Raw genomic sequence first — 12,563 nt, 5'->3', positions numbered from 1 at the left:
TCAGGACGCGTCGTCGTCGAGGCGCTTGGCGAGCACCGTGCCGGGCTTCACCCGGAACATCCCGGCCACGAGCGAACGCGAGCCGGGGTTCTGCGGGGCGACGGAGGCCGGGCGCAGCACCTCCAGCGTGCGGGCGTGGCGCAGAGCGAAGCCCGCGACGTCGTAGAGCGTGGAGTAGCCCGCCGCCGCCTCGGCGCGCATCGCGCGGGTGACGCGCCGCCCGACGACGATCGAGGCGACGAGACCGGCGGCGAAGAGCACGAGCAGCACCGCGCCGATCGCGATGACCGGCACCCGCAGTGCCTGCAGCAGAAGTCCGACGGCGATCGGCACCGCGACGGCCAGCAGATTCAGCAGCCGACGCCGCACGTCGAGCCACCCCGCGGATGGACCGGGCACCACCGCGGGATCGGTCACTAGTAGAGCAGGCCCGTGAGCCTGCGGCGAGCGGTGACCACCCGCGGATCCTCGGCTCCGGCGATCTCGAAGTAGTCGAGCAGCCGCGTGCGCACGGTGTTCTTGGCGGCCTGGTCGAGCCGCGGGAACAGGTCGAGCAGACGACCGAAGGCGTCATCGAGGTGGCCCCCGGCGACATCGAGGTCGGCGACCGCGAGCTGGGCGGCGACGTCGTCCGGCGCGTCGGCGGCGGCACTGCGCAGGGTGGCGGCGTCCGCGCCTTCGAGCCGCGCGAGCAGCGAGACCTGCGCGAGGCCGGCCACCGCGAGCGCGTCGCGCGGGTTCTGAGCGATCGCGGTCTGGTACTCCTTGATCGCGGTGGCGAAGTCGCCGGCCGCGATCGCGTCGTACGCCTCCTGGTGGTGCGGCGGCAGCGGCTCCTCCACGGGCTCGGCCGGCTCGCCGTCCTCGTCGGAGACCGTGAGGCGACCGGTGATACCGTTCTGGGCGGCGACCTGCAGCACCTGATCGAGCACGCCGCGCAGTTCCTCCGCGGGGGGCATCCCCGCGAACAGCTGCAGCGGGCGCCCGCCGATCACCGCGGCGACCGTCGGCACCTGCTGCACCTGGAAGGCCTGCACCAGCTGCGGGTTGCGGGTTGCGTCGACCGTGGCCAGGGCCAGCCGGCCACCGTACTCGCGCACGAGTGCGCCGAGGGATGCCTCGATCCCCTGCCCCACGAACTCGACGAGCACGGGCACGGTCTGCGACAGGTCGAGCACCTGCGTGAACGAGGCGTCGTCCGCCTCGCGCACGATGCCGCCGCGGGCGGCCGCCTCGACCGCACCTGCGGGCGGGGCCGGCGGGCGCACGAGCGAGGAGAGGTCCACTGCGCCGCGCAGGTTCGCGCCGCCGAGAGGGGCGTTGGTCATCCGATCTCCGAAGCCTTGACGAGGCCCTGGCTGTAGCCGAGCAATACGATCTTGCCACCACCGCCGGCCGGCGGCACGTAGAACAGCAGCTGGTCGCTGTAGGTCGCGATGACGCCCTTCGTGCTCACCGCGACGCCGGACAGCGCCTTGACCGAGCCGGACGGGTTGACGGCCGCGCCGGCCTCGGTCGGACGCACGCTGGTGGTCTCGTAGAGGTTGACGGCGATGAGCGCACCGGCGTCGATGGTGGCGAGCACGATCGGGTCCGCCTCGCCGATCGCGTGCCCGAAGGTCACCGCGGCGGTCGTCGGCAGACTGGCGATGATCTCGTTCTTCTTCGCCAGGCCGACCGCGTCGCGCAGGCTGTCGCCCTCGGCCTCGAAGTCGAGGTACGACGTGCTCTCCACGTCCTTCTCCAGGATGTCGGCGTAGGCGAGTGCGACCTCGGTGGGTGCCACGCGCAGCAGCGGGCTGTCCGGCTGCAGTCGCGCGGTGCCGATGTCCGCCGGCGCGACCTCCGGCAGCACGGCGGCGGGCTCCAGGGTGATGGCGTAGCTCACCTTGTAGTTCTCGCGCGCGGTCGGCTGCTCGAGGAAGAGCGCGACGGGGGCGACGGTCTGGTCATCCTCGTTCTGGATGATGGCCAGCACCGTGCGGGGCCAGCCGTCGTTCTGCTGCGGCAGCACCAGCTTCACGGGCCCGGCGGGGATGGCGGGCAGGGCCGCGATGCCGGCGTCCGCGGCGCGGATCGAATAGTTCGCCAGACGCAGTTCGAGCGCCGCGCCATCCATGCGGGTGGCCAGCAGATCGCCGTTGCTCGCGGCGTCCGCCTCGGTCACGACCTCGGAGATGCGCTCCACGATCCGCGCCACCTGACCCTCGGTCGCGGCCGGCGGGTCCACCTCGCTGCCGGGCTCGAAGCTCGGGCTCGGGCTCGGCGTGGTCGCGGTGCGGTCCGCCTGCGGCCAGAACTCGGCGCTGCAGCCGGTGAGCGCGAGCGCGCCGACCAGCACCGTCGCGGCGGCCATGCTGGGCCGCACGGCACGTCGCCCCGAACCGGACTTGTCGACCGGCTTGCGCGCCGGCTTGTACCGGGGCTTGCGGGGAACCTTCGGCAGCGACTTGCGGCGCGGCCCGCCGGCTCGACGCATGTGATTGATGCCGAGCAGCAGGAATGCGAGGCCGAGCAGCAGCAGCACCGCGCCCCCGACGATGAGCGGGCCGGACCACGGCGTGGAGTTGTCGAGCGGCCAGGTGATCGACACCTTCGTCGGCGCCGGTGCGATGCCGTCGGAGACCGCGAGGAACGACACGTTCGCAGGAACGTTGATGACCGTGGTGAGGGATTCGCCGCCCTGATACTCGTCGAACCACAGGTCCGAGCCGATGGGGCTCGGCACCTCGTCCTCGGTGCCGCGCACCCGCTCGCTCGTCAGCTCGCCGTTCTCGTCGAGCGTGATCAGGGTGTAGCTCGCGTCGCCGATCCAGCCGAGCACGTCCACCGTGCGTCCGTAGGCTCCGGTCACCTGCTCCGCCCCGCCGATCGTCACGGTCTGCCGGCCGACGAACGCGTTCAGGGCGCTGCCGTCGATGACCGTGACCGGGGCATCCTGCTCGACCGTCGTGGCGAGCACGACCTTGTCCGGGGCTGCCAGGAAGGTGCGCTGCGCGATGCCGAAGACGAGCATGACGGCCGCGAGGGTGAAGCTGATGATGGCGAGAACGATCCGCACGTGGACTACTCCTTTCGTGTTGCCGGGCCGCAAGGCTCTCGACGCCCTCCGTCGCGAACCGCGACTGCTCGCACTAGGGACGAGGTGAAGGGGCTCCCGACGGGCGGGAGTGCAACAACAAAGACGTTCAAGAGTAGCGGATGCCGCTCCACCGCACTGGGAACCGCCTGGGAGCTCGGTGAATCCCCGCCCCGGCCACGGATCGAGAAGGCGATCCCGGAGGCCACATCGCGCCGCTAAACTAGCCCAATTCCCCCTGAGCTCGAGGAGAGTCATGGCTGCTGACGACGTCGATTTCGGCACCGAGATGCGCGGCTACAAGAAGGAGGAAGTCGATCGTGCGCTGCAGCAGCTGCGCTCCGAACTCATCCGGGCGAACGCCGATCGCGCCGAGGCCGCCAAGGAGGTCAAGCGCCTCCTCGCGGTGAACGAAGACCTGCAGGCCGAGCTCGACGAGACGGGCAGCCCCACCTACGCCGGACTCGGCACGAAGCTCGAGAACACGCTGCGCGTGGCGGAGGAGCAGTCGACGCGGCTCATCAGCCAGGCGGACATCGACGCCGAGCGCATGCGCACCGAGACCCAGGCCGAGGTCACCGCGATCAAGGCGCAGGCGACCGCCGAGGCGCAGCGTGTGCTCGACGACGCGAACCTGCTCGCGGGCAAGACGCTCGCCGATGCGCGCGACGAGTCGGCATCCACGCTCGCCCGCGCGCGCGCCGAGGCCGAGACCCTGCACCAGGATGCCCTGCGCGAGGCCGCGGCGCTGCGTGCTGCCGTCGCAACCGAGGCCGCCGAGACCCGGGCCACCGCGGAACGCGAGGCCGCGGCGCTGCGCGCCGAGGCGGAGCGCGAGGTCGCCGAGCTGAAGGTCACCGCCACGCGCGAGGCCACGGCCGCGCGCGAGGCCGCCGCCGAGCTCGCGCGCGACTCCGAGCTCGGTCGCGCCGAGTACGAGAACGAGAACGCGCGACTGCGCGCCGATCTCGCGCGCGACCTGGAGCAGGGTCGCACCGACCTCGCGCGAGAGATGGACAGCGGTCGCGCCGAGCTCGCGGCCGAGATCGCCGCAGCCCGGGAGAACCTCGCCAACGAGATCGCGGCCGCACGCGAACGGCATGAGAACGAGACCCGCGCGGCACAGGAGCAGCTCGCCGTCGACACCGAGACGGCGCGCGCCAAGCACGAGGCCGACGTCGAGGCCGCGTACGCGGCGCTCGCGGCGGAGACCGAGGCGACCCGCGCCGCACTCGCCGCAGAGATCGCGGGGGCACGCGCCGAGTTCGATGCCGAGATGAAGGCGGCGCGCAACGCGCTCGCCTCGGACACGGCGGAGGCCCGCGCCAGCCTGAACCGCGACATCGCCGAGCAGCGCGCAGCGCTGAACGCCGAGATCACGGAGCGCAGGGCCGCGCTCGAGACCGAGATCACCGAGGCGCGCGCCAAGCTGCAGTTCGACACCGAGAAGCAGACCTCCGACCTCGCGCGCGACATCGAGCGGCAACGCGCCGAGCTCGCGAGCGAGACGGAGTCCACTCGCGCAGCGCTCGCCCACCAGGCGGACGAGACCCGCAGCCGCCTGGCCCGCGACGCCGAGCAGGCGCGTGCGGACCTCGAAGTGGAGCTCACCCGACGCCGGGATGAGGCGGAGCAGCAGTTCCTGGCCAAGCACCAGGAGGCCACCGCCCAGACGCAGCGCTACCTGGACGAGGCCCAGGCACAGCTCGCCGAGGCGACACGCCAGGCGGAGACCGCCCGTCGGGAGGCCGAGACGCTCACGACGACGTCGAAGGCCGAGGCCCGCACGCTGAGGGAGACCTCGGAGGCGCACGCGAAGGAGGTGCTCGAGAGCGCCGACGCGCGATCGCGATCGCTGATCGCGGATGCGGAGCGGCGTGCACACGAGCTCGTGTCCGAGGCGGAGGAACGCCTGGCGAAGATTAGGATTGAGCGCGACACCGTGGCGGGGTACTTCGAGAACCTTCGCGGCGTGCTGCAGGAGGCCGAGAAGGTCGCCGCCGAGAACTGACGACGCGTTTCGACGAGACCAGGGGCACCCCGTGAAGATCCAGAACCCGTTCCGCGTCGGCCTGTTGGGCGGGCTCGGCGTGATCGTCGCCGTCGCGATCGGCGCCACCATCGGCAGCCTTGCGACGGTGCTCACCTACGTCGGCGCGGCGCTGTTCCTGGCCCTCGGGCTCGATCCGCTCGTGTCGTGGCTGGAGGGGCGCAAGTTCCCGCGCTGGGCCGCGATCGTCACCGTGCTGGTCGCCGTGATCGGGGTCGCCACCGGGCTCGTGTTCGCGATCATCCCGGTGATCGTCGAGCAGGTGAACACCGCCATCGAGACGGTGCCGGGACTGATCTCGGACTTCAACGACGGCACCCTCTATGAGCAGATCGCGACAGCCCTGCCGTGGCTGCCACTGGATGACGTCATCGCCGGCGCCCAGGACTGGATCAAGAACCTCGATTTCACGTCGATCGGCGGCGGGGTGCTGGCGGTCGGCGCGACGATCGCGACCGGGGCGACCGGCGCGGTCATCGTGCTCATCCTCACGATCTACTTCGTGTCGTCCCTGTCGACGATCAAGCGGGGGATCTACCAGCTCGTTCCGGCCTCGCGACGTGAGACCTTCATCCACCTCGCCGAGCAGGTCGCGACCTCGGTGGGCCGCTACGTGATCGGCCAGGCAGGGCTCGCCCTCGTCAATGGGGTGCTCTCGTTCATCTTCCTCACCCTCGTGCTGCCGCTGCTGGGCATGCCGGTGAGCTACTCCGCGCTGCTGGCCTTCATCGCCTTCCTCGGGTCGCTGATCCCCCTGGTGGGCACGATCTCCGGCTCGATCGTCATCACGCTGCTGGTGCTGCTGTTCGACGGCGCGCCCACCGTGATCTGGGTCGGCGTCTACTACCTCGCCTACATGCAGCTCGAGGCCTACGTGCTGAACCCGCGGATCATGGCCTCGGCGGTCAAGGTGCCCGGCGCGATCGTCGTGATCGCGGTGTTCGCGGGCGGCAGCCTGCTCGGCATCCTCGGCGCGCTGATCGCGATCCCCGTCGCCGCCGCGATCCTGCTCATCATCAATCAGGTCGTCGTGCCGCGTCAGGCCGAACTGTAGCCCGACGCCCGATCAACCCCAGGTGCGCGGCAGCGGCAGCACTCCGGGGTTCAGCCGCGCGACGATCTCCGTGAGCACGCGGTAGACCTGGTCTTCGCCGACCCACAGGTGCTTGCCGCCTTCGACGGCGACGAACTCGGTCTGCGGCACCAGCGCGAACCGCTTCGCCGCCTCCGCCGGGCGCAGGTAGTCGTCGAGTTCCGGGATGATCGCCACCAACCGCTTGCCGCTGCCCGCCCACGCTGCCAGCTCCTCGTCGGTGGTGCGGCGCAGCGGCGGCGAGAGCAGGATCGCACCCTCGATCGGATGCCGCAGCCCGTACTCGAGCGCGATCTCGGTGCCGAACGACCACCCGAGCAGCCACGGGTGCGGAAGTCCGCGCTCGGCGACGAAGCCCATCGCCGCCGCGAGGTCGTGCTGCTCGTCCACGCCGAAGCCGAACTCGCCGCCCGAGGTGCCGCGCGGCGAGGTGACCCCTCGGAAGTTGAAGCGCAGCACCGCGAGATCGGCCAGCGCCGGAAGGCGGGCGGCCGCCTTGCGGATGATGTGCGAATCCATGAACCCGCCCCCGGTCGGCAGCGGGTGCAGGCACACGAGCGTGGCGACGGGTGTCGCGGTCTGCGGAAGCGCGAGCTCGCCGACGAGCACGTGGCCGTCGCTCGTGGTGAACTCGACGTCCTCGCGAATCGCGGGCAGCACGGTGCCGCCGCGGATCTCCTCGCTCATGCTCTGATCCTCCAACAGTGGGTGTGCCAGTGCCGACGTGCGGCGAGGGCGTCGGCCTCCCCCATGATGCCGTCGGCACGCCAGGCGACGAGGTGGGCGACGCCGGTCGCGATCTCGAGTCCGCATCCGGGGCAGGTGTAGGACTTCACGGCGCTGGGCGCCGCCAAAGGCTGCACCTTCCAGTCGCCGTCGCGCTTCGACTGGGTGTGCAGGCTTCCGGCCAGCACGCGAGTGAGGTCGAGCGGCTCCTCGTCCCGCCGAGCGTCACGACGACGGTTCGAGCGGGGCATGCACCCAGCTTACGATCCGCCCGGGTCATCGAGCTGCTCGAGGCGGGTCTCCTCGAGGTCGAGCATCGACTGGGCCCGGTCGAGCACGCGGGAGGAGTAGCTGCCTTCGGCGCGCGCCTCCAGTAGGGCGTCGCGCTGCGCCTGCAGCGCCTCCCAACGCAGGGCACGGTACTGGCGCTGCGGGGACTTCTCGTCCGAGCCGAGGTCACGGGCGTGCTCGCGCGCCACCTCCGCCGACATCAGCGTCTCGGCACGTGCCCGCTCGAGCACCTCGGGATCGACCTCGCTCTGCCTGAGCTCGGCGCAGTCGAGCGCGGCGATGCCGGCGACGCCGAGCTCGTCGAGCAGTTCCGCCAGCTCGCGGCTCTCGGCGGCCCTGCCGGTGCCCCGGATGCCGATGGTGCGGATGAGCAGCGGGAGGGTGCCGCCCTGCACGATCAGTGTGGTGACCGCGACGGTGAAGGCGATGAGCACCAGCTGGGGACGGAAAGGGGTGTCGTCCGGCAGGGTCTGGGCGGCGGCAAGGGTGACGACGCCGCGCATCCCAGACCAGCCGAGCACCACGCCGCCGCGCCAGTCGAGTCCCTCGGCCTTGAGCTGCTTGATGTCCGCCTGACGTCGGCGCAGCATGCGCTCGGCGCGCTCGGTGCGACGCGCCGTCTGCGGTTGCTGCTCGGTGCGCCTGGTGCCCTGACGCAACCGGAGGCCGGCGAGCATGTCGGCGATCCGGGATGTTCGCGCGTCGGCCCGCGCATCCTGCGAACGCAGGAAGGTCACGAGCGGCCCCACGAAGATGAAGCGGATCACGAGCACCACGAGCGTCATGAGCAGGCCGATGAGCACGGCGTGCACGGCGCTGAGATCCTCGCTGCGCACCTGACCGACCAGGAATGTGACCTGGATGCCGATCAGCAGGAAGACGCCGTTCTCCAGCACGAACTGCACCGTGCGCCAGTTCAACCGCTCCGAGATGCGCGACCGCGCGGAGAACGCGACCGCGCTGCGGTGACCGGAGTACAGCCCGGCCACGACCACGGCGATCACTCCGCTGGCCCCGAGCGCCTCGGCGGGCAGGTAGGCGACGAACGGCACGGCGAAGGAGACCGCGGTGTCGAGCACCGGGTCTTTGAGCCTGGATCGGATGAACACGGCCACGATGCCCACGGCGAAGCCCACCGCGATGGCGGTGAGCACGTCGAAGAAGAACTCGCCGACCGATCCCCAGAACGTGGTCGCCGCGGCCACCGCCGCGATCGCGGAGCGCAGCAGCACGAGCGCCGTGGCGTCGTTGACGAGCGACTCGCCCTCGAGGATGGTGACGAGCCGGTGCGGCAGACCGAGCTTCTTCGCGATCGCGGTCGCCGCGACCGCATCGGTCGGACTGATGACCGCGCCGATCGCGAGCGCGGCGGGAAAGCTCAAGCCGTCGAAGATCAGGAACAGCACCCAGCCGCTGAGGAACGCCGTCGCGACGACGAGACCGACGCTGAGTACGGAGATGCTCGTGAAGTTGCGCCGGAAGTCCACGACCGGCACGTTCAACGCGGACGCATAGAGGATCGGCGGCAGCAGACCGACGAGCACGAGTTCGTGCGGGATGTCGACGGGCGCACCGGGGATGAAGCTGAACCCGACGCCGGCGACGATGAGGATCAGCGGAGCGGCGATGCCGAGGCGCTTGCTGAACGCGCCGGCCGCGACGATCGTGATGAGGCCGACGATGCCGAACAGCGCGAGGCGCACGATCTCGCCGACGCTCTGCTCCATGCAGCCAGCATAGGGATCATCCCTAGTACCAGCCGATCTCCTCCGAGTGCGCCCAGGCGCCGCAGGGCGTTCCGTACCGGCCGGAGATGTAGCCGAGCCCCCAAGTGATCTGGGTCGCCGGGTTCGTCGCCCAGTCGGCGCCTGCGGAGGCCATCTTCTCGCCGGGCAGCGCCTGCGGGATGCCGTACGCGCCACTCGAGGCGTTGTGCGCGTAAACGTTCCAGTGCGACTCGCGATTCCACAGCGCCACCAGGCAGCTGTACTCGTCGTCGCCCCAGCCCATCGACTGCAGCATCGCGTAGGCGATGGCCTGTGCCGTTCCCGGATCCGGCACGCCGGCGGCGGGCACCGAGGGGGTCACGACCACGGGCGCAGGCTCGCTGATCGAGAAGGTGTCGCGTCCCACGGCGTTCGAGTACTCCCCATCCACCCGCAGGGACTGGGCGGCGACCTCCACGGCCACACCGGAGACGTTCACGGCGTAGGCGTCGGAGTACGGCGGCGCCAGGGTCACGAGCAGGAAGGCGAAGGTGACGAAACTCGCGAAGAACGGCAGCGACCACGGCGTGCGCACGTGGCGGCCGGAGACGTCGCCGCCCTCACTCCTGCGCTGCGCGCGGAGCTCGACGAGCCGCGATTGATTCCTCACAGTTGGCCAATCGTACCGGATGCACCCTGCAGCGCCCAGGGAGGGCTCAGCGCACCGCGAGCATCACGTCGATCACGGCGTCGAGCAGCAGGTCGACCTGGGTCTCGTTGTAGCCGCGCCTGGCGGGCCGGAACACCACGGAACGCACCTGCTCGACACTCATCGGCTTGCCGTGCTGAAAGTAGCCCGTGAGGCGCTCGGCGAAGGCATCGACGTCTTTGACGTGGTAGCCGTAGGTGAGCGGTCCGACCCGGGAGAAGCGCTGGCCGACCGGGCGGGCGAGTCGGTCGAGAATCGCCTGCGCCGAGCTGCGGGCCTTGCCGTACCACGCGGACTCCCCCACCTCCGCGAGGGCGCGCTCTCGCTCGCGGGCGGCGAAGGCGTCCTCGAGGCGCTCGAGCGCGGCATCCACGTGCGACGTCGAATAGCCAGCGCGCTGCATGGAGAACGCCATCCTGCGGATCGAATCGGCATCGAGCACCCCGGGCTGGCGCGGGTCGGCCGTGTAGGCGCGTCGGGCCTCCTCGAGGAAGTCCTCGACCTGGTCGATGTTGTAGCCGGGCTTCTTGCGGGCGCGCGGGAAAGTTGTGCTCACCGCTCCATTGTGCCGCAGTACGGCTGGACTTCCGCTCAGGTGAAGAGCAGGAAGAGTCCGTAGGCGGCCGCGCCCGACAGCAACGACGAGTCGACGCGGTCGAGGAAGCCGCCGTGCCCGGGCAGCCAGGTGCTGATGTCCTTGATGCCCAGATCGCGCTTGATGAGCGATTCGGCGAGGTCACCGGTCGTCGCGGTCACGACGAGCACGAGCGCGAGGATCACGCCGACCCACCACGGCTGCTGCAGCATGAAGATGGCCAGCAGGATGCCCGCGATCAGCGCCGCGGCGACCGAGCCCGCGAAACCCTCCCAGGTCTTCTTCGGGCTGATCACCGGCGCCATCGGATGCTTGCCGAAGGCCAACCCGGAGGCGTACGCCCCCGTGTCCACCGAGACGACCACGATGAGGAAGGCCAGGGTCCAGAACTGGCCGCCGTCCTGCGCGGTCAGCAGCACCGTGAAACTGGCCATGAAGCCGATATAGACAAGGATGAACACCCCGGCGCCGAGGTCGCGCAGCAGGGCCGCGGGCGACACGCGCATGCTCGGTCGGATCATCTCGGCGAGTCGCCAGAGGCTCACGAGCGCGATCGCAGCGAGCGTGACGAGCCAGTGCCCGGCATCCTGCCAATAGAAGGCCGCCGGAACGATGGCGATGGCGGCCGCGATGGTGGGCACGCGTGGCACGTCACGGCCGGTGGAGCGCAGTGCCGTCGCGAGCTCGTAGGTCGCGAAGCCGATGAGCGCCGCGGCGAAGATCATGTAGAGCTCTTTGATGACGAGCAGACTCACCAGCAGGGCGCCGCCGAGCAGCAGCCCGACCAGGATCGCGCGCAACAACGGGCGGCCGGTGCGAGCGTTGATGGCCTCGTTGGTGGCGCGCACCTGGGCCTCGAAATCGCTGGCCATCAGACCTCGAGCAATTCGGCTTCCTTGCGCTTGAGGGCCTCGTCGATGGCGTCGACGTGGGCCTTGGTCGCGGCATCCAGGTCCTTCTCCGCGCGCGCGATCTCGTCCTCGCCGACCTCCTTGAGGCTGTCGAGGTCGTCCTTGGCCTTGCGGCGGATGTTGCGGAGGGCGACACGGGCCTGCTCGGCCTTGTCGCGCACGATCTTCACGAACTCCTTGCGGCGCTCCTCGTTGAGCTCGGGCAGGGTCGCGCGGATCACGTTGCCGTCGTTGCCGACGCTCGCCCCCAGGTTCGTCGCGGCGACGAGCGCCTTCTCGATGTCCTTCAGCGCCACCTTGTCATAGGGCGTGATCAGGAGCGTGCGCGCCTCCTGATTGGCCATGGATGCCAGCTGCCCGAGCGGGGTCGGGGTGCCGTAGTAGTCGACGAGCACCTTCTGGAACAGGGCGGGGTTGGCACGGCCGGTGCGCACGGTCGCGAAGTCGTCTTTGGCGACCTCCACGGCCTTCTGCATCTTGTCTTTGGCCTCGGCCAGAACGTCGCTGATCACGGCTCTCCTTACGTCCATGTCGAGTGTAGTGCGGGTCAGCCGAGCGCCAGTAGCGCGACCCCGGCGAGCACGACCGTGGCGCCGACGAGGCGCTGCACGGGGTGCGGCTCGCGGAACAGCAGCCAGCCGGCGAGCCCGACCAACACCACGCTGATCTCGCGGGCCGGCGCGATGATGGACACATCCGCGAGTTGGAATGCGATGAGGATCAGCACGTACGCGAGCGGTCCGAGCGCACCGAACAGCAGCACCGCCACCGGATGCGCACGCACGAACGCCACGGTCTCCCGGCGCCTGCGCAGCGCCGGCACGGCCAGCAGCACGAGTTGCACGACCACGCTGCCCCAGTAGTAGCCGATGGGCGGCATCGCGTGCACGGTGACGGCCGCAGCATCCCACAGCGTGTACACGGCGATGATCACCCCGACCACGAGGCCGTAGAGGATGCCCGCCCGGTTCGCCCGGGCATGCTCGGCCCCGCCCGCCAGCCCGATGACCACCACGCCGATGACCACGACCGCACCGCCGAGCAGCGCGACCCACCCCGGACGCTCGCCGAGCAGCAGGATCGCGAGCACCACCGACAGCGCGGGCCCGGTGCCGCGGGCGAGCGGATAGACCACCGAGACGTCGCCGAGCCGGTATCCGCGCTGGAGCGCGAAGAAGTAGACGATCTGCAGCACCCCACTGACCGCGGCGAGCGGCAGCCAGGCGAGCAGGTCCGCGCCGGACTCCAACAGGGAGGTGATGCCGAACGGTGCGTAGAGCACCGCGCTGACGACCACGCCGGCCCAGATGAAGCCGGGTCCGGTCGCGCCGGTGCGTTTGACGGTGATGTTCCAGGTGGCGTGCGCGACGGCGGCGACACCGACGAGCAGTGCGACGAGCAAG

13 protein-coding genes are annotated in these 12,563 nt (G+C 70.5%); 2 read left to right on the top strand and 11 right to left on the bottom strand.

Annotation, left to right across the window (positions count from 1 at the left end):
* Genes PYV02_RS06265 through PYV02_RS06255 form a run of 3 tightly spaced genes read right to left on the bottom strand, consistent with a single transcriptional unit; the run spans position 1 to position 3,061 of the window.
* Positions 1 to 417: a hypothetical protein gene (locus PYV02_RS06265; RefSeq protein WP_275757272.1), complete on the bottom strand. Its 417-nt coding sequence runs from the start codon at positions 415 to 417 to the stop codon at positions 1 to 3.
* A complete protein-coding gene (locus PYV02_RS06260) occupies positions 417 to 1,328 on the bottom strand; it encodes a co-chaperone YbbN (protein WP_275757270.1) in 912 nt (303 codons plus the stop codon). Before PYV02_RS06260 ends, PYV02_RS06265 begins: the two co-directional genes overlap by 1 nt.
* Entirely contained in the window at positions 1,325 to 3,061 is a 1,737-nt protein-coding gene (locus tag PYV02_RS06255) for a DUF8094 domain-containing protein (protein ID WP_275757268.1), read from the bottom strand. Before PYV02_RS06255 ends, PYV02_RS06260 begins: the two co-directional genes overlap by 4 nt.
* Before the next feature lie 274 nt (positions 3,062 to 3,335).
* On the opposite strand from PYV02_RS06255, the gene PYV02_RS06250 reads away from it, so the two are divergent.
* Positions 3,336 to 5,090: a DivIVA domain-containing protein gene (locus PYV02_RS06250; RefSeq protein ID WP_275757266.1), complete on the top strand. Its 1,755-nt coding sequence runs from the start codon at positions 3,336 to 3,338 to the stop codon at positions 5,088 to 5,090.
* Between the two features lie 31 nt (positions 5,091 to 5,121).
* A complete protein-coding gene (locus PYV02_RS06245; protein WP_275757264.1) occupies positions 5,122 to 6,183 on the top strand; it encodes an AI-2E family transporter in 1,062 nt (353 codons plus the stop codon).
* A gap of 12 nt (positions 6,184 to 6,195) precedes the next feature.
* Here the strand turns inward: PYV02_RS06245 and PYV02_RS06240 are convergent, their stop codons facing one another.
* From PYV02_RS06240 to PYV02_RS06205, 8 genes are read right to left on the bottom strand one after another with little or no spacing between them, the layout of a single operon-like run.
* Positions 6,196 to 6,909, bottom strand: coding sequence for an alpha/beta hydrolase (locus PYV02_RS06240; RefSeq protein ID WP_275757262.1), 714 nt, complete (start codon positions 6,907 to 6,909; stop codon positions 6,196 to 6,198).
* A complete protein-coding gene (locus tag PYV02_RS06235; protein ID WP_275757260.1) occupies positions 6,906 to 7,199 on the bottom strand; it encodes a hypothetical protein in 294 nt (97 codons plus the stop codon). Before PYV02_RS06235 ends, PYV02_RS06240 begins: the two co-directional genes overlap by 4 nt.
* A gap of 9 nt (positions 7,200 to 7,208) precedes the next feature.
* A complete protein-coding gene (locus tag PYV02_RS06230; protein ID WP_275757258.1) occupies positions 7,209 to 8,966 on the bottom strand; it encodes a cation:proton antiporter in 1,758 nt (585 codons plus the stop codon).
* A gap of 22 nt (positions 8,967 to 8,988) precedes the next feature.
* A complete protein-coding gene (locus PYV02_RS06225) occupies positions 8,989 to 9,615 on the bottom strand; it encodes an aggregation-promoting factor C-terminal-like domain-containing protein (RefSeq protein ID WP_275757257.1) in 627 nt (208 codons plus the stop codon).
* A 46-nt stretch (positions 9,616 to 9,661) separates the two neighbouring features.
* Positions 9,662 to 10,210: a DivIVA domain-containing protein gene (locus PYV02_RS06220; protein ID WP_275757255.1), complete on the bottom strand. Its 549-nt coding sequence runs from the start codon at positions 10,208 to 10,210 to the stop codon at positions 9,662 to 9,664.
* A gap of 35 nt (positions 10,211 to 10,245) precedes the next feature.
* Complete coding sequence (locus PYV02_RS06215; protein WP_275757253.1) at positions 10,246 to 11,121, bottom strand: phosphatidate cytidylyltransferase; 876 nt, start codon at positions 11,119 to 11,121, stop codon at positions 10,246 to 10,248.
* Positions 11,121 to 11,672: a ribosome recycling factor gene (frr, locus tag PYV02_RS06210; protein WP_275757251.1), complete on the bottom strand. Its 552-nt coding sequence runs from the start codon at positions 11,670 to 11,672 to the stop codon at positions 11,121 to 11,123. The genes PYV02_RS06215 and frr overlap by 1 nt, the downstream gene beginning before the upstream one ends.
* A 35-nt stretch (positions 11,673 to 11,707) precedes the next feature.
* Positions 11,708 to 12,562: a DMT family transporter gene (locus PYV02_RS06205; RefSeq protein WP_275757249.1), complete on the bottom strand. Its 855-nt coding sequence runs from the start codon at positions 12,560 to 12,562 to the stop codon at positions 11,708 to 11,710.
* Between the last annotated feature and the right edge of the window lies 1 nt (position 12,563).

The sequence above is a fragment of the Antiquaquibacter metalliresistens genome (genome assembly GCF_029211225.1).
Classification (GTDB): domain Bacteria; phylum Actinomycetota; class Actinomycetes; order Actinomycetales; family Microbacteriaceae; genus Rhodoglobus; species Rhodoglobus metalliresistens.
The sequence above is the reverse complement of the archived record's forward strand: the minus strand, read 5'-3'. Positions and strand labels throughout refer to the sequence as shown.